Origin of the sequence: Pseudomonas fluorescens HK44 (genome assembly GCF_000217955.3) — a bacterium.
Taxonomy (GTDB): Bacteria; Pseudomonadota; Gammaproteobacteria; order Pseudomonadales; family Pseudomonadaceae; genus Aquipseudomonas; species Aquipseudomonas fluorescens_AQ.
Map to the genome: position 1 here is coordinate 814,848 of NZ_AFOY02000015.1, position 18,988 is coordinate 833,835.

An 18,988-nucleotide genomic window follows, 5' to 3' on the forward strand; every position below is an offset into this window, starting at 1 on the left:
GCGCCGCTTAGCGGAGTTAGCTCTCTTTGGGACTGACTTCTATTTTCGTAACAACGTTTTTTCTCTTCAGGCGATAAATGACACCCGCCGGGCCTGTCTGGTACCAGTGCTCACCTTTGGTTGCCCTGTTACTGCGTTCGCCCATTGCCTGGGTCAGTCGGTCGAGGAAAATCGCCAGCAATACCAGCCCCAATCCACCGACGGTTGCCAAGCCCATATCAAGGCGGCCGATCCCGCGAAGAACCATCATCCCCAACCCGCCAACCGAAATCATTGATGCGATCACTACCATGGAAAGTGACAACATCAATGCCTGATTCAGACCCGCCATGATCGTCGGTGCAGCTAAAGGAAGTTGAACCTTCCTGAGCATTTGGCGTGGGGTGCATCCGAAAGCCCGGGCTGCTTCAACCTTGTCTTCCGGTACCTGGCGAATTCCCAGATTGGTGAGCCTGACCAGTGGTGCTACTGAAAAGATGATCGTGACCAGTACTCCCGGTACGTTGCCGATGCCAAACAGCATCACCACGGGGACCAGATAAACAAATGCAGGCAGTGTTTGCATTGCATCGAGTACCGGCCGCAGAAGCATCTCCAGTCGGTCACTCCGGGCACACAGGACGCCCAGCGGAATGCCAATAACTGCACAAAAAAACAGTGAAGTGAGTACCAGGGCGAGGGTGATCATGGCGTCATTCCATACGCCGATCACTCCTAAGAGGGTGAGGGTGACGAAACAAAGGATTCCTATCTTTTTCCCTCCTACCTGCCAGCCGAAGAGCGTTGCAATAATAATGAATATTGACGGAGGAATAGCCAACAATCCGAACTGAATACCATTAAGTACTTGGTCGATTGGCCATCTTATCGAGCGGAATACCTCGCGGAAATTATGAACCAGAAAATTAAGGGCAACTTCTACCCATTGGCCCAAAGGGACGTTGATGGATTGAAACGGGTCTAGAAAATTGAATTCGTTCATGTAATCACCTGAATGTCCGAGCCTGGCAAGCCAGCAAATAGAGCCTATTAGTGTCGGCTCATTGTCTGAAGCAGTAGGCTCTTGGAGATCGTGCCTTTGAACACACCCTGGCGATCCAGCACGGCAACTGGATTAACGGCATCAGCAACGATGTGAAAGACGTCCTGCAGGAGTACATCGTCGCGCAGCGTAGGAGTGGATTGATCCATGGCGTACGGATGCTCTGCGCAGATTTTGGCAACATCACCAGCCTTGAGGATCTTCGAGGCATCAAAGCCTTTGAAGAAAGCTCTGACGTAATCGTTCGCGGGGTTGCAAAGCAGCTCTTGCGGGGTACCGATTTGCACTACCCGGCCACCCTCCATGATCGCTATGCGATGCCCAATGCGAATCGCCTCGTCAATGTCATGGGAGATGAAGATGATGGTGCGATGCTGTTCTGCCTGCAGGCGGATCAGTTCGCCCTGCATTTCGTGGCGAATCAACGGGTCGAGTGCCGAGAAGGCTTCGTCCATCAGCAGGATGGCGGGGTCGTTGGCCAGCGCTCGGGCCAGGCCTACCCGCTGTTGCATACCGCCGGACAGTTGGTGCGGATAGCTGTAGGCGTGGCCATCGAGTCCCACCTGTTTGAGTGCCTCTAGTGCACGTTTATGCCGTTCACTTTCCTCGACACCCGAAATTTCCAGGCCGAAAGCAACGTTGTCGATCACACTCATGTGGGGCATCAGGGCAAACGACTGAAACACCATGCTCATATCTTTGCGACGAACGCTGAGAAGATCAGCATCCGACAGACCGGTGATTTCCTGGCCGTTGAGATGGATTGTGCCAGAGGTCGGTTCGATCAGTCGGTTGAACAGCCGAACCATCGTCGACTTTCCAGAACCGGAAAGCCCCATGATGACGAAAATCTCACCGCGTTTTACGGAGAAACTGGCATCGAAAACGCCAACGACTTGACCCGTTTTGCTGAAAATTTCATTCTTATCAGCACCGCGAGCCAGCATCTCCATCGCGAGCTTCGGCTGAGGGCCAAAGACTTTGTAAATGTTTTTTACCGAGAGTATCTCGTCACCAAGACTCATAACCCCTCCTGCTGTAATTACGGCGTAAGATCAAGAACTTAGGTGTACGTGTCTTGATCAGTTAAGACGGTGCTTGTGGGGGCAGTCAAGCTGGGAGAAGGGTTGGGAATTAGTCATTGTGACCATCCTCTTTATTATGTGAAGTTTATTATTTTTGTTTTATCGGCGCTGAATTGAGCAGTTCCTTGAGAACCAAGTTATTACCTAATAGAGTCAACGTCTAACAACATTTCTTCTGACCAATCAATAACGCTATGTTATCGATTCTGCATTGATATCCAATTTCGACGCCGAACGTGCTTGTTATTAAGTAAAGCGCTGTTCCCCCTGTCGTAGACCCTCTCTTTCAGATACTCTCAAGCATGCGTTCTAGGTGGAATCCTCCCGCCGATCTCATCCCTTAAGGCCCTCCCAGGGGCCCCGAACCGGACATTGAATACTCTAGGTTATGGTTAAGCACATCGATCCAGACATGACGTTGCTGAAAATGCCGTCTCTGAAAGCAGTCAAGTCATTCGTAGCAGCTGCCAAATACCAGAGTTTCACGCGAGCGGCAGAGGCACTGTGCGTTACTCAAGCGGCAATTAGTCGTCAGATTCGGGAGCTTGAGACGTACCTTGGGGTTGATCTCTTCAAGAGGGTCGGTCGAGCGGTCGAACTGACTGAGGCCGGCTCCATTTTTTTCGATGCCGCGCAGCTATCCTTCGTAAACATCTCCCAGGCAGCAGAGCGCATCCGCACCAACAATGCAGGCAAGCGCACTCTGACGCTTTGCTGTTCTCCCGCTTTTTCGGCCCTTTGGTTAGCAGCCAAGCTGCCGGGTTTTTTTACTCAGAACGCTGACATTGATCTGAACCTGGTGACCACTCAAAACTTTTTGTCGATGGAACCCGGTGTAACGCCGGACATCTTCATCACCAAGATGGCCAAGGTTCAGGATGGTTATCGTAGCTATCCGTTGTTTCATGACGTCATCTACCCGGTGTGCACACCTCGCTATAAAGAGGAGCATCCTGAGCTGTCCAGCCTGGAAGGGTTGCGCGATGGGGTTTTGCTAAATCTCAGCCCCTATGGCAGATCCCAGGTAGCGGAGCATGTCGACTGGGGCGTTTGGCTGGCCTATCACGATGTTGATATTGAAAAGCGGCCTCACGATAGCCCTCACGTTTTCAACGCAAACGACTACAACCTGGTGATCAGCATGGTTTTGACCCACCAGGGTGTAGCTCTTGGATGGAATCATCTGGTTGCAAATCTAATCGAAAACGGATCACTGGTTCGTCCAGTCGATCAGGAAGTGGTTCTCCATGAAAGCCAGCACTATCTGACTTTTCGTGAAGACCGAGTGAATGATGAAGCGTGTTGCCGGCTACGTGACTGGATTCTTGCACAGTTCTCACAAGTCGTTTGAGTACGGGCAGCAGTTAAACAGTGACTTTAATGGTGAGGAGGGGGAGGTTTGGAGGCGGGAGTTTAATGCCGACAGGGTGAGGATGTAAGAAAGACACCGGCCACAATTTTTCGAAGAAAAAACAAAGGTAGGCCGGTGGTGATAATTCGTGGTTCTCACCACCGGCAGAGTTGCACTTAACCGACAGATCTTAACGTGATCGTGTCATTGAGTTGCTCAAGCATCGTTTTGCAGTACCAATCATCAAACTGACACACACCAATTTCGCTAGCGACCGATAATGGGCCTGGTTCGTAAGCTGGAGAGTTAACCCCTACCTGCGCGCCTTCCACCAAGGTGCGGTCTTGGTCATTGGTTGCAAGCCAAACTTTAGTGAGTCGATCGATGTCGTAGTCGACACCTTCCTGTGCGTCCTTCTTAACAATCCATTTCGTAGTGACCAACGTCTCGTTCGGACCGATAGGCAGAACACGGAAGCTCAGCGCGTGATCGCCCAGAAAGTGGTTCCAGGTCGATGGGTAATTGAAATAAAGCAGGGCACCGATGTTGGCTTCACCCGTTGTATCCAGCCGGCCTGATACCGCAGGCTTGCCATCCATTGTGTAGCTGACGGCCCCGGAAAACAGTGGTATGCGAGTCATTCGGAAGCGACCATCATCGTCCATGACCAGTCGGCTAGGCAGGCCTGCCGCTTCGCAGCGATCCCAGTGCTCCTTGAGTTCGAGATCCTCATCGCCGCCAGCGCCGCCCACTGATGGGTTGTCCACGAATGAGTGCATCAATTCCGGGTGAGTACAATCACAGTGGTAGCACTCACGGTTGTTCTCGAAAACCAGTTTCCAGTTGCCTTTTTCGATAATGTTCGACTCAAACGCGACTTTGCAGTCGTCCAGATTATGAGGTGCAACGAAAGGGGTTACGGATTTTCTGAATGACGAAAAGTCAGGGGCGACGTCAGCTACGCACACGTAAATGTAGCTCTCTACGATCTCGCAATGGACGGGTTTCAACCCATACTGAGACTTGTCGAAATCCTCCCCCATGTTTCCGGCGAAAAGCAGTTTGCCATCCAGCTCGAATGTCCATTTGTGGTAAGGGCATACCAGCTTGGCGACCTTGCCGCTTGCTTGCGGACAGACCTTGGAGCCGCGATGGCGACAAGCGTTGTGGAATGCGCGAATCTGTTTATCTGCGCCACGGACGACTGCGACGGGATAATCGCCGACTTGCAGCGACAGGTACTGCCCCGACTTTTCCAGCTCAAATGTATGCCCTGCGAAGATCCAGCTTTTATGCCAAATCTGTTCCAGATCCTGCCGATAAACGTCTGGGTCGCTATAAAGGGCACCCGGCAGCGCATGGTCAGGTTTGCGCTGCGCAATAAGATTTGAAACTGCCGATTTAGTGCTCACGGTCAACACACTCCAAAAAACAGGGGGGGGCAACACGTTCAGCCGGTTCAGGTAAGCGAGGCTAAACGGTCTTGAGTTCGCCGCACCGTCTGTGGGTTTTACCCCGTCAAACCGTGCTGCTTGTATCCGCCAACCGAAACGGCTTGCCACGTTCCGAAAGCGGCTCTCGAAAAATGTGCCTTCTTGGATGGCGATGCCATTCCGTGCACTCGTTTCGATTCGGTGTCCTTACAGATGCAGACAATTAGCAAAGACCATTGTTTGCATTAATCGCGATTTTCTACAGCATACAAGTCGAGCTTAGACAACCGGGCCTCAAATGTGCACGTAGCACCCAAAAGTCTTCAAACGCCATTTCGCCGGTAAAATATCGCTGTTCTAAAGACTACGTCGGCAATCACACACCAACAAGAAACTTTTCCTCTTATCAATGCATAAACAAATGTTATCGATTGATAATTCAGTCATAAGAGAAAAAACTTAACCCGTTGAAATTAAAGAAAAAATAATTTTTCTTCTTCGGTGCTATATCGCCTCAAAGATGTATACGCGAGGAATACACGCTATTGACCACTCTATTGCCCCATGCCAGTCTGGATTCAACAGTTAGCGGTGCTTAGCCGTAAAACAACCTCTGGAGGTCGTTTGTGAAAAGCGGCAAAAGCAATCTTTACGAAGACTTGAAACGTCAGATTTTGACAATGGAGTTGGACCCTGGCGAAGCACTGGATGAGGTTGTTCTTAGTGAGCGTTATGGCCTCTCCCGAACGCCTGTTCGTGAAGTTTTTAGACGTCTGGCGGGGGAGGGTTATATCGATATTCAAGAAAATCGAGGCGCCCGGGTAATTCCTATGAATTACGCCACTCTTCGAAATTTTTTTCTGGTTGCGCCAATGATTTATGCGGCCATTGGTCGCCTGGCGGTACAAAACTTCAAGCCACATCAACTGACTGATCTCAAAAAAACCCAGCGACGCTTTCGCAAAGCTACTACTTCAAAAGATGCGCTTTCGATGGTCGTTGAGAATAATCGCTTTCACGCAATTATGGGTGAAATGGCGGGTAATCAGTATCTCGAACCCAGTTTGGAAAGGCTGCTTATTGATCATGCTCGAATCGGCAACACGTTTTTTCGTCCTCAAAACAGGGACATGGAGAAACGTCTCGAGCAATCTGCCGGACATCATGACGCTTTTATTGAAGCTATTGAACGGTGTGATGAAAGTGCCGTAGTCGATCTCGTGTTTGAACACTGGGAACTGTCCCGTGAAAACATGGAAATGTTTATCGCGCCTCAAGGCATCAAGGCTGACGCGCTTGTTGATCTTCCACGTAACTCGCATTTGGAGAAATTATCTTGAAATTTGAAGGTATTTATACGCCAGCAGTGACTCCTCATAAACCTGATGGGGAGATCGACTGGAGTGTGTATTCGGAAGTTTTGGAGTCGCTGATTGAGGCGAAGGTACACGGCATTATTATCGGCGGCTCGACCGGCGAATATTATGCGCAGACTTCAGAAGAGCGTACTGAGCTCGCCGCTTATGCGAAGGATGTCATCGGTACACGGGTGCAGCTGATCGTCAGTACCGGGGCCATTCGCACCGAAGATGCCGTGCAGTACGCCAAGGATGCCAAAGCGATCAAGGCGGACGCCATTCTCGTCACCAGTCCGCCGTATGCGCTGCCAACTTCCCAGGAAAATGCGATTCATGCGCTGACTATTGATCGCGCCGCCAACCTGCCGATCATGCTCTACAACTATCCGGGTCGCATGTGCGTTTCGATGGATGAGGAGTACCTCACCCGCGTGAGCGAATCGAAAAACGTCGTGGCCATTAAGGAAAGTTCCGGTGACATGGGCCGTGTGCATCTCCTTGCCCGTGAATATCCACATATCGCGCTGTCATGCGGCTGGGACGATCAAGCTCTCGAATTCTTTGCCTGGGGCGCCAGAAGCTGGGTATGTGCAGGTTCCAACTTCCTGCCCAAGGAGCACGTAGCGCTTTATGAAGCCTGTGTGATCGAAAAGAACTTCGACAAAGGCCGTCAGATCATGTCAGCGATGATGCCGCTGATGAATGCTCTGGACGGCGGCAAGTTCGTGCAGTCAATCAAGTACGGTTGCGAGGTTACCGGACTGAAAGTGGGTGACGTGCGCTTGCCGCTTCAGCCACTTGAAGACGAAGAAAAGCAAAGCCTTGCATCGGTCATCGCCGAACTTAAACGCAACGTAGCCAACCTCACTTCGGGAGCCAGCCATGGGTGATCTTCTGAGCAAGGCCGAATACGCGGTCATCGCGAAAAACATTTCGTTTCCTTCCAACGCATTCATCAATGGTGCGTTCAGATCAGCGATCTCTGGAAAAACCTTCGCCACGACCAATCCGGCGACGGGTGAGTTTTTGACAAATGTCGCGGCCTGTTCGTCCGAGGATGTCGACTTTGCGGTGAGTAACGCCAAAGAGGCCTTCGAGGATGGACGCTGGAGATCGATTTCTCCCAGGGAGCGCAAAGCGGTTTTGCTGAAGTTTGCAAACCTGCTTGAAAGCCATGCACACGAACTGGCCGTCCTCGAGAGCCTCGATAGCGGCAAGCCTGTGAGTGAGTGTCAGTTGGTCGATGTGCCGGACACCATCCACACGCTACGCTGGCACGCGGAACTGATCGACAAGATTTATGACAACACCGCCCCGGTAGGCCGCGACGCGCTGACCATGGTGGTCCGGGAGCCGATCGGCGTGGTGGGCTGCGTATTGCCCTGGAACTTCCCACTGCTGATGCTGGCCTGGAAAATCGGCCCGGCGCTCGCTGCTGGCTGCTCGGTGATTGTCAAACCCGCCGAGCAGACCACGCTGACGACGTTGCGAGTGGCGGAGCTGGCGGTAGAGGCGGGCTTGCCTGCCGGTGTACTCAACATCGTGACCGGCTCCGGGAAGGACGTCGGCGAGCCGATCGGCCTGCACAACGATGTCGACATGGTGAGCTTTACCGGCTCCACCGCGACTGGCCGCCGTTTCCTGCATTACGCAGCTGATTCGAACCTCAAACGCATCGTGCTCGAATGCGGCGGGAAAAATCCGGCCGTGGTGATGGACGATGCCCAAGACCTGGATCTCGTCGCTCAGCATGTCGTCAACGGCGCCTTCTGGAACATGGGCGAAAACTGCTCCGCGACTTCACGCCTGATCGTCCACGCGTCTGTTAAAGACGAACTGCTGGAGCGCATGGGCGCCTACATCCGCGAATGGAAGATGGGCGACCCACTGGATCCGCAAAACCGCGTAGGGTCGCTGGTCAGCCCAGAGCATTTCGCAAAAGTGAAGTCGTACCTTGAGCACGCCACCGCCGGGAAGCTCGCAGTCGTGTATGGCGGCGCGACCAAAGACGGTGCCTTCGTAGAGCCGACCGTGATTGACGGTGTGGATCGAGACAGTCGGTTGTTCCAGGAAGAGATCTTCGGCCCGATTCTTTCGGTCACCACCTTCAACACAATCTCCGAAGCGATTGCTCTGGCCAATGACACGGTATACGGCCTGGCGGCCTCGGTTTATACCGGCAGCCTGCGTCGGGCGATCAAGTTGTCGCGGGAAATCCGCGCCGGCATCGTCACCGTGAACTGCTTTGGCGAAGGCGATGCGTCGACACCTTTCGGCGGCTACAAGGAATCAGGGTTCGGCGGTCGAGACAAATCGATTTTTGCTCACGATCAATACACCGAAATCAAAACCATCTGGATCGATGTCTCTGATCGGTCGGATGAAGAGACCGAAAAATGAGCACCCATACCATCAAGCGCCTGCCGGTAGACACCGGGGTTTCAGGTTGGGAGGCGATTTCCGCACGCACTGCGCCTGTCCGCATGCTTGATGGAAATGTGACGGCGGATTGGCTGATTATCGGTGCCGGTTTTGCCGGCCTTTCCGCCGCACGCAGGCTTTCACAGTTACACCCGGGTGACAGCATTGTTGTGGTCGATGCTCATGAAGTCGCCAAGGGGCCGGCGGGCAGAAACTCTGGCTTCATGATCGATGTGCCGCACAGTCTGTCGTCCGGGGAATACTCCGTGGCGAGTGAGTCTGCAACGGCTCTGGAAATCACGCAAAATCGTTTTGCGATTGATTTCGCTGCGCAAGCGGCACGCGAATACGGTATGTCCGCAGACACGTTCGACCCATCAGGGAAGATCAACGCGGCCGCCACTGAGCGGGGATTAAAACTGAACGTCAATTACGCCGAATCCCTTGAGCGCATTGGCGAAAAGTTCGAGATGTTTGATGCAGTGCAAATGCGTGAAATCACGGGGTCCACCTATTACCAAGGTGGGATCTATACCCCCGGCGCAGTGTTGATTCAACCCGCACAATACATCAGAGACCTGGCAGCAGGGCTGGAAGGGAAAATCACTCTCTTTGAGCGCTCTCCCATTATTGAATTGTCGAAGCAGGGTAGCGGCTGGACCGCTCGATCTCATAACGGGATGGTGCACGCACCCAAGGTCATTCTGGGGGTTAACGGCCACATTGAAGACTTTGGTCATTATCAAGGACGTCTGCTGCACGTCTTTACGTACGCTTCCATGACGGCAGCGTACAGTGATGATGCATTCAAGAAAGACGTGCCGGGTAAAGCCAGGTGGGCATTGTTGCCGGCTGATCCAATGGGAGCGACCGTTCGCAAAATCTCTTCAGACGGTCTCTCGCGAATCGTCATCCGGACAAAGTTCACCTACGACCCGAGTATCCAGGTCACTCCAGAGCGTGTAGCTGCGGTTGCCAAAGAGCAGCGACATTCCTTGGATGCACGCTTTCCCGAACTGAAATCCACTCCGCTGGAGTTCAGTTGGGCCGGCCGTCTGTGTTTGAGCCGTAACAACGCCGCTGCATTTGGCGAGATCGAAGAAAACCTGTATTCGGCTTGCTGCGAAAATGGGTTGGGAACGGTCAAGAGCACCCTGGCAGGTGTAATGGCGGCGGAGTTGGCTTCGGGTACACGTTCTGAGTTTCTGGATAGTTTCAGTCACGCGCCGGGACCCAGCAGGCTACCCCCCAAAATAATAACGAAGCTGGGCGTCAGTTCGGTCATTCGTTGGCATGAGTTTTGGGCCGGGCGAGAAGGTTAGTAAGTTTAAATTGTCGGCTTTTCCTATAAAGGCCATTTAATAAGTCACTCATAAGAACGGAATAATCCATGAATATATGGAAGGCATACTGCGCGCTCGCGCTTGTGGGCATGATGAGTGTGCAGGTACAGGCAGAAGAAAAAACATAGTAATGGGTAGCATGTCCTGGGAGGACTTGGTGCCCATTACTGGCATAACCAAGAAAGTACTTGAGGACACGGCCATAAAAAGGGGCAGCTCAAAGCTGCCCTTTTCCCAACCTACTCCTTAGGCGGCGCTAAACAGCTTGTGCGGATCCATGACGAATTTCTTCGGCACTCCGGCATCGAACTCGTGGTAACCGCGCGGCGCGTCGTCCAGGCTGATCACCTGCACGCCGACGACCTCGGCAATGTTGATCCGGTCCCACATGATCGCCTGCATCAGCTGACGGTTGTACTTCATCGTCGGGGTCTGGCCGGTGTGGAAGCTGTGGGACTTGGCCCAGCCGAGGCCGAAACGGATGTTCAGGCTGCCATGCTTGGCGGCTTTGTTGACCGCGCCCGGGTCTTCGGTGACATATAGACCGGGGATCCCGATATTGCCGGCGACCCGCACCACACCCATCAGCGCGTTGAGCACATCGGCCGGCGCCTCGTGCTGCGCACCGTCATGGCCGTGGCCACGGGCTTCGAAGCCGACCGCATCGACCGCACAATCGACTTCCGGCTCACCGAGCAGGTTGGCGATTTGCTCGTGCAGCGGAGTGTCCTGAGTCAGGTCGGCGATCTCGAAGCCCTGGGCCTTGGCATGCGCCAGACGCAGCGGATTGACGTCGCCGACGATCACTACCGCCGCACCAAGCAGACGGGCGGAAGCGGCAGCAGCCAGTCCGACCGGACCGGCACCTGCGATATACACTGTGCTGCCAGGGCCGACACCGGCGGTCACCGCGCCGTGGTAGCCGGTCGGCAGGATATCGGAGAGGCAGGTCAGGTCGCGGATTTTCTCCATCGCCTTGTCGCGGTCGGGCAGCTTCAACAGGTTGAAGTCGGCATACGGCACCAGCACGTATTCGGCCTGCCCGCCAACCCAGTCGCCCATGTCCACATAGCCATAGGCACCGCCGGGGCGCGCCGGGTTGACCGTCAGGCAGACGCCGGTGTGCTGTTCCTTGCAACTGCGACAACGGCCGCAGGCGACGTTGAACGGCACCGAGACCAGATCACCGATCTGCACGTTTTCCACGTCACGGCCCTTTTCGATCACCTCACCAGTAATTTCATGGCCAAGCACCAGCCCTACCTGGGCCGTGGTCCGACCGCGCACCATATGCTGGTCGGAGCCGCAGATATTGGTCGAAACCACGCGCAGGATCACGCCATGGTCAATGCGCTTGCCGCGCGGGTCTTCCATTTTCGGATAGGGGATGGTCTGCACCTCGACCTTGCCTGCGCCGAGATACACGACACCACGATTACCAGACATGCTTTCACCTCGCTTTTGTAGTTGTGAGAACACGGCCCTTGTACTGCGAAGGGTCGCGCGGCCTTACAGTGCGGCGATATATGTCTTGCGTTCGCGCGTGAATGCAGCTTGGTTGGAAGTTACCTTCCAACGACGCGTGATTAGCAGTCAACGTATCGATCCTACGCCTGGTATCAGTACCCGGCGAGAGCATTTAGCACCCAATCATCATCCCGGTTGGCAGGGCTGGTCGTCCGGAAGAAGTGGCTGCTGCCGTTACGTTTCTGGCCTCACCGAGTCCTGCAACGGAGGTGGGTGAGTGGCTCCCTCCGTTGCTAGCTGGGCGAATTCGATCAAAACGGCAGTGGCAGTTTCGCCGTGCGACCCCCATCCACCACCAGCACCTGCCCGGTGATGAAGGCCGATGATTCGCAGGCCAGGAAAACGACTGTCCCGCCAACATCCGTCGGCAATCCGGTACGTCCGACCGGGTGAAGGCGCAGGAGTGCCTGGCGGGCTGCACAGGGATCAGCTTGAGCGGCGAGGTACGCATCACTCAACTCGGAATTGATCCACCCTGGAGCAATGGCATTGCAGCGGATGCCGTCCCGGCCGAGATCGACTGCCAAGGCTCGGGTCAGCCCATGGATGCCGGCCTTGGAGGCACAGTACGCGGCATGTTCAGGGTTGGCGCCTATTCCTTCGATCGAGCCGATGTTGATGATGCTGCCACCGCCTCGCTGACGCATCTGGGGTACTAACGCCTTGCACAAGAACGCTGGCGCCCGCAGATTGACAGCCATCATGCGATCCCAGTCCTGTTCGGTCATATCATCAATGGATTTCTCGAACATGAACCCGGCGTTGTTAACCAATACATCGATTCCGCCAAGCTGCTCCTGGGCGAAGTGGGCAATCAAATGGGGTGCCTCCATCGAGGCGAGATCAGCCTCGACGAAATAGACTTGAGGGTGATTTTGCAAGTCGGCGTCCAGTACCTGGCGCTGAGCGATCAACACAGAAGCTCCCGCCTCCAGCAATTGTTCGGTGATGCCTCGGCCAATCCCTCTGCCGCCCCCGGTCACCACTACATTTTTACCGTTGAGCATCGCTACTTCTTCTTAGCCGGATACCGGCTTGGCGCCTGTGACTTCTACCGTTTCACCGGCGATGTACCTGGCCTCGTCGGACGCCAGAAATGCGATGACATCCGCAATGTCTTCGGGCTCGGCGATACGGCCTAATGGCACGCTCTTGTTCAGTTCCTGCACGGCTTTGTCCGGATCGAGGCCGCGACGTTCAAAGCCGCTGCGTATCATCGGGGTATTGATTTCGTGCGGGCATACGGCGTTGACACGGATGCCCAAAGGGGCGCAATCGCGGCCCAGATTCTTGGTTAAAGCCGCAACGGCCCCTTTGCTTGTGCAATACGCCACGTGGGCGGGGCCTGGATAAATTCCCCAGACAGATGATGTGTTGACGATTGCGGCGCCCGGGCGATTTTTCATGTGCGGTATCGCGGCACGGCAGATGAAGAACACCGCATTCAGGTTTACGCCCATGGCGTCGAACCACATGTCGTCAGTGGTTTCCTCAATCGTGCCGCGGGGAATGATGCCCGCATTGTTCAATACAATATCGATCCCCGAAAAAATATCGACAGCAGTTTGGACAATCGCTTCGCAATATTCTTTTCGGCGTAAATCGCCTGCCACGTAGTGTACTTCGGCACCCAGGTCACGGACTTTTGCGGAAATTGATTTGCAACCGGCTTCATCAAGATCAGACAAGACAAGCTTTGCGCCTTCTCGGGCGAACAATAGTGCTAGCGCCTGTCCGACACCGCCGGCAGCGCCGGTAATGACCACCACTTTATTATTGAATTTCATAGGGCAACCTACCTGGTAGTTTTTTTGGCGGAGCCATTATTTAATTTCAATGGATCGCAGCGTCCAACAACTTTTTTACCGGGCCAAAGATGACGTGGCGTTATCCAAAAAATCGCGCGCGCAACAAACATCCTCTTGGCATTGCGAACATATGTCTAAAAAATGTACGCCCATGTACATGCCGTGTACGCCACAGATCCCGGGGTGTACAGTGACGAGGAATTTTCAAAGAAAGGTGCAACCCAAATGTCACAGACAGGAAGGGCGAAAACCAAAGCGCAGGACGCAGGCTGGCGAGGCTCCGTAGATGGTTGGCTGGACGCCGCCTACGATGCTCTTAAAGAGTCGGGTGTGGATGCTGTGCGGGTGATGCCGCTGGCCAAACGCTTGAATTTGTCTCGTACCAGCTTCTACTGGTTCTATGAAGATCGGGAACAGCTGCTCGCGGCACTCCTGGCTCGATGGCGGGACAAGAACACCGGCGGTATGGTCAGCCAATGCGAGAGTTACGCAGAAAGTATTTCCGAAGCGATTCTCAACGTCTTCGAATGCTGGGTGAACCCTGAGCTGTTCGACTCGCAATTCGAATTTGCCGTGCGCAGTTGGGCGCTGCAATCGGACGAGGTCAAAGCTGAAATCGCTTTGGCCGATGAGGCACGGATGAATGCCTTGGCCGCTATGTTCCGACGGTTTGGCTACGACGCAGAGGGGGCCGATGTTCGGGCCAGGACGATCTACCTCACGCAGATCGGCTACATCTCCATGAAAACCAATGAGGATATTGTCGTTCGATTTCGACGGATTCCTCAGTACGTGAGCGTGTTTACCGGCAAAGTACCGAAGCGGCGCGAGCTGGACCGCTTTTATGGAAAGTTCGGCTACGCAGAAAAAGAGCCCGGCGTCTTCGTTCCCTTGGTCGAAACATTCGAGGAGTCCACTGCCGATGGAGAATAGAACCCTGGGCATCATTGGGGGCACGGGCTGGCTCGGGCGCGCAATCGCGGAGGCGCTGCTCGATAGCGGGTTCATCGGGCCTGACCGTTTGTTGATCTCGAACCGCTCCGGCGTCAGTACCTTCGAGCCAGGCGTGAGGCTGCTGGCCGACAACCAGCAGTTGGTGGAGCTCAGCGATATTGTCGTGCTGTCCATCCGGCCGGAGCAGTTTCGTGAACTGCAGATCAACGCCCGCGGCAAGCTGGTGATTTCCCTAATGGCTGGAGTTCCGGCGGCAGCCATCTGCGCGGCCACCGATGCGGATACAGTGGTGCGGGCCATGCCGAATGCGGCCGTGGAAATCAGGCAGTCGTTCACGCCCTGGTACAGTGTCGGAAACCTTGTTGAACGCGACCGCAAGTGGGTGCAGCGACTGTTCGAGTGCGTAGGTTCGGCGGACGAAGTGCCTGATGAAGACTGTATTGATTACCTCAGCGCGTTGTCCGGGACTGGGCCGGCCTTCCCGGCAATGTTGCAAATGGCACTGACTAATCAGGCGGTGGCTGCGGGAATTCCCCTTGCCATCGCGCAGCGCGCTGCACAAGGCGTGGTGGTGGGGGGCGGTCAGATGCTTGCCAGCCGCGATCCGCGGCAAATGATTGAGTCGTTGATGGCTTACCGTGGCGTGACGGCAGCAGCGCTGCAGTCGATGGCCGATCAAAACATCGAGTCCATTGTGGGGCGGGCAGTAAAGGCAGGCGCTGAGGTTGCGCGGCGAGGAATGTAGCCAGGGCAGGGGATATACAGTGAAGGCCCGCTGAAGGGCCTTCACTGCAGAAGGCGTCAGACGGTTGCGATTATTCGGCCTTGAAGCAATAGACAGCCAGTTTGTTGCCATCAAGGTCCCGAGCGTAAGCGGCATAGGCATTCTCAGCCCAGTTACGCGACCCCGGTTTGCCTTCACAGATGCCACCGGCGGCGAGTGCGGTTTCGTGGAATGCATGTACCGCAGCGCGATTTGGTGCTTCGAAGCTGACAGTCACGCCATTGCCAACGTTGGCAGGATTGCCATTGGCGGGTTTGAGCACGAAGAACGACGGTTTATCCACGCCCCAGATGGAGCCGGATTCATCGAGGTCGGCAACACGGTTGAGACCAATTTCTTTGAGAACACCATCATAGAAGGTCCGTGCTTTGGCAAGGTCATTGGTACCGACAGTGACATGAGTAAAAACAGACATTTTGATTTCCTTTGGGTTGTGATGCTGGTGTGAGCGCTGGCCGATATCACGGCAGTGCCTTGGTCAGAAATGAATGACGGTGCGAATGCTTTGCCCGGCATGCATCAATTCGAAAGCCTTGTTGATGTCCTCAAGGCCAAGGTTATGAGTGATGAAGGTTTCCAGCGGAATTTCGCCAGTGCTCGCTTTCTCGACGTAACTGGGAAGCTCCGTGCGGCCCTTGACCCCACCAAACGCGCTGCCGCGCCAGACTCGCCCAGTCACCAGTTGGAAAGGGCGGGTGCTGATTTCCTGGCCCGCACCGGCGACACCAATGATGATCGATTCGCCCCAGCCCTTGTGGCAGCACTCCAGAGCAGCTCGCATCAACTTGACGTTGCCGACACATTCAAACGAATAGTCCACGCCACCGTCGGTGAGCTCGACAATCACGTCCTGGATGGGCTTGTCATAGTCCTTGGGATTTATGAAATCGGTCGCGCCGAGCGATAGGGCGACGTCCCGCTTGGCCGGGTTGATATCAATGGCGATGATCCGCCCGGCGTTGGCCATTTTCGCGCCGATGATGGCCGCTAGCCCGATCCCACCGAGCCCGAATATCGCTACGCTCGCCCCGGCCTCAACCTTGGCGGTATTGAGTACGGCACCAATGCCTGTGGTCACGCCACATCCCAGCAAGCAAACCTGTTCTAGCGGTGCATCCTTGGGGATTTTGGCCAGGGAGATCTCCGGCAGTACCGTGTACTCGGAGAAGGTCGAGCAGCCCATGTAGTGGAACACCGGCTGGCCCTGAAAGGAGAAGCGCGATGTTCCGTCAGGCATCAGGCCCTTGCCCTGTGTCGCTCTGACTGCCTGGCACAGGTTGGTCTTGCCCGACAGACAGAATTTGCATTGCCGGCACTCGGCCGTGTACAGCGGAATCACATGATCGCCGACCGACAATGACGTCACGCCTTCGCCGATCGACTCGACGATCCCGCCGCCCTCATGGCCCAGGACGGCAGGAAAGATTCCCTCGGGATCGTCGCCCGACAGGGTAAAAGCATCCGTGTGGCAAACACCGGTTGCCACGATTCGTACCCGTACTTCGCCAGCCTTGGGTGGTGCGACATCGATGTCTACCAGCTGTAACGGCTGTCCTGGGCCGAAAGCGACTGCCGCCTTTGATTTAATGGTCACTGCTGACATGGTTTCCCTCTTGTTCATGGCGAGCCTCCGTTCCAACAAGAATGGAGGCTCGGATTCAGATTTCTTTCACCAGGCGCAAAGCGTCGTAGATGGCCGCGTGGGTGTTGCGAGCAGACACGGCGTCGCCGATCCGGAACAGCTGGAAGCGTCCTTCGGGATTGGTGACGATGTTCTGTGCCGTGCCGGCGATCAGGTCATGCTGCTCTACCGCGCCGCCATTGGTGGAGAGAGGACGCAGGTCGAAGTACAAGTCGTCCAGGGGAAGGGTGCCGTGGTTGACGACCACCTGATCGACCACGCGCTGCTTGTGAACCTGTCCGTAATCGCTGCCAAAGGTTGCAACGAGCCCGCCATCACATTTTTCCACTGTATCGACCCGGTAGGTCACGGTGAAGGTGACGTCCAGATCCTGCAGGCTGCGCATGTAGGGCACCAGGTTCATGGCCATGACTTCAGGTGCAAACGAGCGGTCAGGGGTAACGATTTCGACTGTCGCACCGCTTTGCGCGATGACCTCGGCAGCCTGCAGGGCGGCATGATCCCCAGCATCGTCGAAGATCAGTACGTTGCGTCCGGGCTTGATGTCACCGGAAATGATGTCCCAGGTTGAAACCACGAGTTCGTTACCTTTGCGGAGCACCTCGGTATCCGGCAGGCCTCCGGTCGCAACGATGACCACGTCTGGCTCGAAGGCTTGTACGGTGTCGGCCTCGGCCCAGGTATTGAAGTGAAACTTCACCCCCAGCCGTTCGCATTGCGCCATGCGCCAATCAATGATGCTGATCATCTCGCGACGACGCTCGCTCAGCGCAGTCAGACGAATCTGCCCGCCGGGCTGGTCAGCCGCCTCAAGCACCGTCACGTCATGGCCGCGCTCACCGGCGACCCTCGCCGCTTCCAGCCCCGCAGGGCCGGTGCCGACCACCAGCACTCTACGCTTGACGGCGGCTTTGGGGATGTCATGGGGCATGGTGGTTTCCCGGCCCGTCGCCGCGTTGTGAATACAGTAGGCCGCGCCGCCTTGGTAGATACGATCCAGACAGTAGTTGGCACCCACACACGGGCGAATATCTTCTTCGCGCTTCTCGATGATCTTGCGCACGATGTGCGGATCGGTCATGTGTGCACGGGTCATGCCCACCATGTCCACTTTGCCTGAAGCAATCGCGTAGCGCGCCGTGGCCACGTCGGGAATCTTCGCGGCGTGGAAGGTCGGGAAGCCTGTTGCCGAACGGATCTCGCCAGCGAAGTCGAGGTGGGGTGAGTTGCGCATACCCTGGATCGGGATGACATCGGTCAAGCCGGCGTCCGTATCGATGTGACCGCGCACGACGTTCAGGAAGTCGACCAGTCCGCTGTCCTTGAGCATGTGGGAAATCTGCATGCCCTCGCTGGCATTGAAGCCACCGGGCAGTTCTTCATCACCGGTGTAGCGAACCCCGAGCAGAAAATCTTCGCCGACTCGCTGGCGGATGCCACGCAGGATGTCGAAGGTAAAGCGCATGCGGTTTTCCAGCGAGCCGCCGTAAGGACCGTCGAGGTCATTGGTCAATGGCGACCAGAATTGGTCCATCAGATGCCCATAGGCCTGAAGCTCCAGACCATCGAGACCCGCCGCCTTCATGCGCTCCGCGGCGTCCACATAGTCCTTGATGATCCGCTCGATGTCCCATTCCTCCATTTTCTTTGGGAAGGAGCGGTGGGAAGCCTCGCGGCGGTGTGACGGCGACACCACCGGTAACCAATCGGCCTTGTCCCAGCGGGTACGGCGACCCAGGTGAGTCAACTGGATCATCACCGCCGCACCGTGTTCGTGGCATTCATCGGTCAGGTCCTTCAACCATCCGACCACTTCATCCTTGTAGGCGAGCACATTGTTGAACACCGGCGGGCTATCCCGGGACACGGCCGCGGACCCGGCAGTCATGGTCAGGGCGACACCGGCTTTTGCGCGCTCCACGTGGTAGGCGCGATAGAGATCCTTGGGCATGCCATCCACAGGGTAGGCCGGTTCATGGGAGGTGGTCATGATCCGGTTTCTGAGGGTCAGATTCTTGATTTTATAGGGTTGCAGCAAGGGATCGCTGGACATCGTGGTGCGCTCCAAAGTGGGCTTCATCAGGCTTGGTGACTTGAAATTAGGATAAATGTACACCTGTGTCAATGATGAATGACACAGGTGTACATTTTGCTTGCGTGAAAAAATCCAGGATTAACATCCGTCAAAACAAGGACTGAGCTGGCTCATCCGCGCCTGTCATCCATTGCATCGATTGATT

Annotated in this window: 16 protein-coding genes and 2 pseudogenes; 9 read left to right on the plus strand and 9 right to left on the minus strand. The window is 55.4% G+C overall.

Annotated elements, in window-relative coordinates; all coding sequences use genetic code 11:
* Window positions 1–16: 16 nt before the first annotated feature.
* Both proW and HK44_RS16450 read right to left on the minus strand, forming a co-directional pair.
* Entirely contained in the window at window positions 17–1,021 is a 1,005-nt protein-coding gene (gene proW, locus HK44_RS16445) for a glycine betaine/L-proline ABC transporter permease ProW (RefSeq protein WP_277884168.1), read from the minus strand.
* 8 nt (window positions 1,022–1,029) lie between these two features.
* Window positions 1,030–2,067: a quaternary amine ABC transporter ATP-binding protein gene (locus HK44_RS16450; protein WP_019690403.1), complete on the minus strand. Its 1,038-nt coding sequence runs from the start codon at window positions 2,065–2,067 to the stop codon at window positions 1,030–1,032.
* Between the two features lie 448 nt (window positions 2,068–2,515).
* On the opposite strand from HK44_RS16450, the gene HK44_RS16455 reads away from it, so the two are divergent.
* The gene (locus HK44_RS16455; RefSeq protein ID WP_019690402.1) at window positions 2,516–3,478 is read left to right on the plus strand and encodes a LysR family transcriptional regulator; all 963 of its coding nucleotides are present in this window, start codon (window positions 2,516–2,518) and stop codon (window positions 3,476–3,478) included.
* 176 nt (window positions 3,479–3,654) lie between these two features.
* Here the strand turns inward: HK44_RS16455 and HK44_RS16460 are convergent, their stop codons facing one another.
* A complete protein-coding gene (locus tag HK44_RS16460; protein ID WP_019690401.1) occupies window positions 3,655–4,890 on the minus strand; it encodes an aromatic ring-hydroxylating oxygenase subunit alpha in 1,236 nt (411 codons plus the stop codon).
* Between the two features lie 647 nt (window positions 4,891–5,537).
* Here HK44_RS16460 and HK44_RS16465 point away from each other — a divergent pair.
* The 5 genes and pseudogenes from HK44_RS16465 to HK44_RS29800 form a co-directional block, all read left to right on the plus strand.
* Window positions 5,538–6,251 (plus strand): GntR family transcriptional regulator, encoded by a 714-nt coding sequence (locus HK44_RS16465; RefSeq protein WP_019690400.1) that lies wholly within the window; start codon window positions 5,538–5,540, stop codon window positions 6,249–6,251.
* Window positions 6,248–7,159: a dihydrodipicolinate synthase family protein gene (locus HK44_RS16470; protein WP_019690399.1), complete on the plus strand. Its 912-nt coding sequence runs from the start codon at window positions 6,248–6,250 to the stop codon at window positions 7,157–7,159. The genes HK44_RS16465 and HK44_RS16470 overlap by 4 nt, the downstream gene beginning before the upstream one ends.
* A complete protein-coding gene (locus HK44_RS16475; RefSeq protein ID WP_019690398.1) occupies window positions 7,152–8,669 on the plus strand; it encodes an aldehyde dehydrogenase in 1,518 nt (505 codons plus the stop codon). The genes HK44_RS16470 and HK44_RS16475 overlap by 8 nt, the downstream gene beginning before the upstream one ends.
* A complete protein-coding gene (locus tag HK44_RS16480) occupies window positions 8,666–10,012 on the plus strand; it encodes an NAD(P)/FAD-dependent oxidoreductase (protein WP_019690397.1) in 1,347 nt (448 codons plus the stop codon). The genes HK44_RS16475 and HK44_RS16480 overlap by 4 nt, the downstream gene beginning before the upstream one ends.
* 68 nt (window positions 10,013–10,080) lie before the next feature.
* Window positions 10,081–10,232 (plus strand): annotated as a pseudogene (locus HK44_RS29800) (glycine betaine ABC transporter substrate-binding protein); the annotation flags it as partial.
* Window positions 10,233–10,279: 47 nt separating this feature from the next.
* Here the strand turns inward: HK44_RS29800 and fdhA are convergent.
* Complete coding sequence (fdhA, locus tag HK44_RS16485) at window positions 10,280–11,479, minus strand: formaldehyde dehydrogenase, glutathione-independent (RefSeq protein ID WP_019690396.1); 1,200 nt, start codon at window positions 11,477–11,479, stop codon at window positions 10,280–10,282.
* Window positions 11,480–11,688: 209 nt separating this feature from the next.
* On the opposite strand from fdhA, the pseudogene HK44_RS30575 reads away from it, so the two are divergent.
* Window positions 11,689–11,886: pseudogene (locus tag HK44_RS30575) on the plus strand (hypothetical protein); the annotation flags it as partial.
* On the opposite strand, the gene HK44_RS16490 reads toward HK44_RS30575, so the two are convergent.
* Together HK44_RS16490 and HK44_RS16495 are read right to left on the minus strand one after the other, a co-directional pair.
* On the minus strand, window positions 11,812–12,567 hold the full coding sequence (locus HK44_RS16490; RefSeq protein WP_019690395.1) for an SDR family NAD(P)-dependent oxidoreductase: 756 nt from the start codon (window positions 12,565–12,567) through the stop codon (window positions 11,812–11,814). The pseudogene HK44_RS30575 and the gene HK44_RS16490 sit on opposite strands and share 75 nt — an antisense overlap.
* Window positions 12,568–12,579: 12 nt before the next feature.
* Window positions 12,580–13,347: an SDR family NAD(P)-dependent oxidoreductase gene (locus HK44_RS16495; RefSeq protein WP_019690394.1), complete on the minus strand. Its 768-nt coding sequence runs from the start codon at window positions 13,345–13,347 to the stop codon at window positions 12,580–12,582.
* 246 nt (window positions 13,348–13,593) lie between these two features.
* Here HK44_RS16495 and HK44_RS16500 point away from each other — a divergent pair, with 246 nt between their 5' ends.
* Together HK44_RS16500 and HK44_RS16505 are read left to right on the plus strand one after the other, a co-directional pair.
* Window positions 13,594–14,301: a TetR/AcrR family transcriptional regulator gene (locus tag HK44_RS16500; protein WP_019690393.1), complete on the plus strand. Its 708-nt coding sequence runs from the start codon at window positions 13,594–13,596 to the stop codon at window positions 14,299–14,301.
* Window positions 14,291–15,067, plus strand: coding sequence for a pyrroline-5-carboxylate reductase family protein (locus HK44_RS16505; RefSeq protein WP_019690392.1), 777 nt, complete (start codon window positions 14,291–14,293; stop codon window positions 15,065–15,067). Before HK44_RS16500 ends, HK44_RS16505 begins: the two co-directional genes overlap by 11 nt.
* Window positions 15,068–15,137: 70 nt before the next feature.
* On the opposite strand, the gene HK44_RS16510 is transcribed toward HK44_RS16505, so the two are convergent.
* The 3 genes from HK44_RS16510 to HK44_RS16520 form a co-directional block, all read right to left on the minus strand.
* On the minus strand, window positions 15,138–15,521 hold the full coding sequence (locus tag HK44_RS16510) for a VOC family protein (protein WP_019690391.1): 384 nt from the start codon (window positions 15,519–15,521) through the stop codon (window positions 15,138–15,140).
* A gap of 63 nt (window positions 15,522–15,584) precedes the next feature.
* Window positions 15,585–16,709, minus strand: a complete 1,125-nt coding sequence (locus HK44_RS16515) for an S-(hydroxymethyl)glutathione dehydrogenase/class III alcohol dehydrogenase (RefSeq protein WP_031319510.1) — start codon at window positions 16,707–16,709, stop codon at window positions 15,585–15,587.
* A 55-nt stretch (window positions 16,710–16,764) separates the two neighbouring features.
* The gene (locus tag HK44_RS16520; protein WP_019690389.1) at window positions 16,765–18,801 is read right to left on the minus strand and encodes an NADH:flavin oxidoreductase; all 2,037 of its coding nucleotides are present in this window, start codon (window positions 18,799–18,801) and stop codon (window positions 16,765–16,767) included.
* Between the last annotated feature and the right edge of the window lie 187 nt (window positions 18,802–18,988).

What these genes read in the sequence shown, in the direction of transcription:
- HK44_RS16515 (WP_031319510.1), bottom strand. Translation starts at nt 16,709, where the DNA reads ATGTCAGCAGTGACCATTAAATCAAAGGCGGCAGTCGCTTTCGGCCCA.
- HK44_RS16510 (WP_019690391.1), bottom strand. Translation starts at nt 15,521, where the DNA reads ATGTCTGTTTTTACTCATGTCACTGTCGGTACCAATGACCTTGCCAAA.
- HK44_RS16505 (WP_019690392.1), top strand. Translation starts at nt 14,291, where the DNA reads ATGGAGAATAGAACCCTGGGCATCATTGGGGGCACGGGCTGGCTCGGG.
- fdhA (WP_019690396.1), bottom strand. Translation starts at nt 11,479, where the DNA reads ATGTCTGGTAATCGTGGTGTCGTGTATCTCGGCGCAGGCAAGGTCGAG.
- HK44_RS16490 (WP_019690395.1), bottom strand. Translation starts at nt 12,567, where the DNA reads ATGCTCAACGGTAAAAATGTAGTGGTGACCGGGGGCGGCAGAGGGATT.
- HK44_RS16500 (WP_019690393.1), top strand. Translation starts at nt 13,594, where the DNA reads ATGTCACAGACAGGAAGGGCGAAAACCAAAGCGCAGGACGCAGGCTGG.
- HK44_RS16455 (WP_019690402.1), top strand. Translation starts at nt 2,516, where the DNA reads ATGGTTAAGCACATCGATCCAGACATGACGTTGCTGAAAATGCCGTCT.
- HK44_RS16475 (WP_019690398.1), top strand. Translation starts at nt 7,152, where the DNA reads ATGGGTGATCTTCTGAGCAAGGCCGAATACGCGGTCATCGCGAAAAAC.
- HK44_RS16520 (WP_019690389.1), bottom strand. Translation starts at nt 18,801, where the DNA reads ATGTCCAGCGATCCCTTGCTGCAACCCTATAAAATCAAGAATCTGACC.
- HK44_RS16450 (WP_019690403.1), bottom strand. Translation starts at nt 2,067, where the DNA reads ATGAGTCTTGGTGACGAGATACTCTCGGTAAAAAACATTTACAAAGTC.
- HK44_RS16495 (WP_019690394.1), bottom strand. Translation starts at nt 13,347, where the DNA reads ATGAAATTCAATAATAAAGTGGTGGTCATTACCGGCGCTGCCGGCGGT.
- HK44_RS16480 (WP_019690397.1), top strand. Translation starts at nt 8,666, where the DNA reads ATGAGCACCCATACCATCAAGCGCCTGCCGGTAGACACCGGGGTTTCA.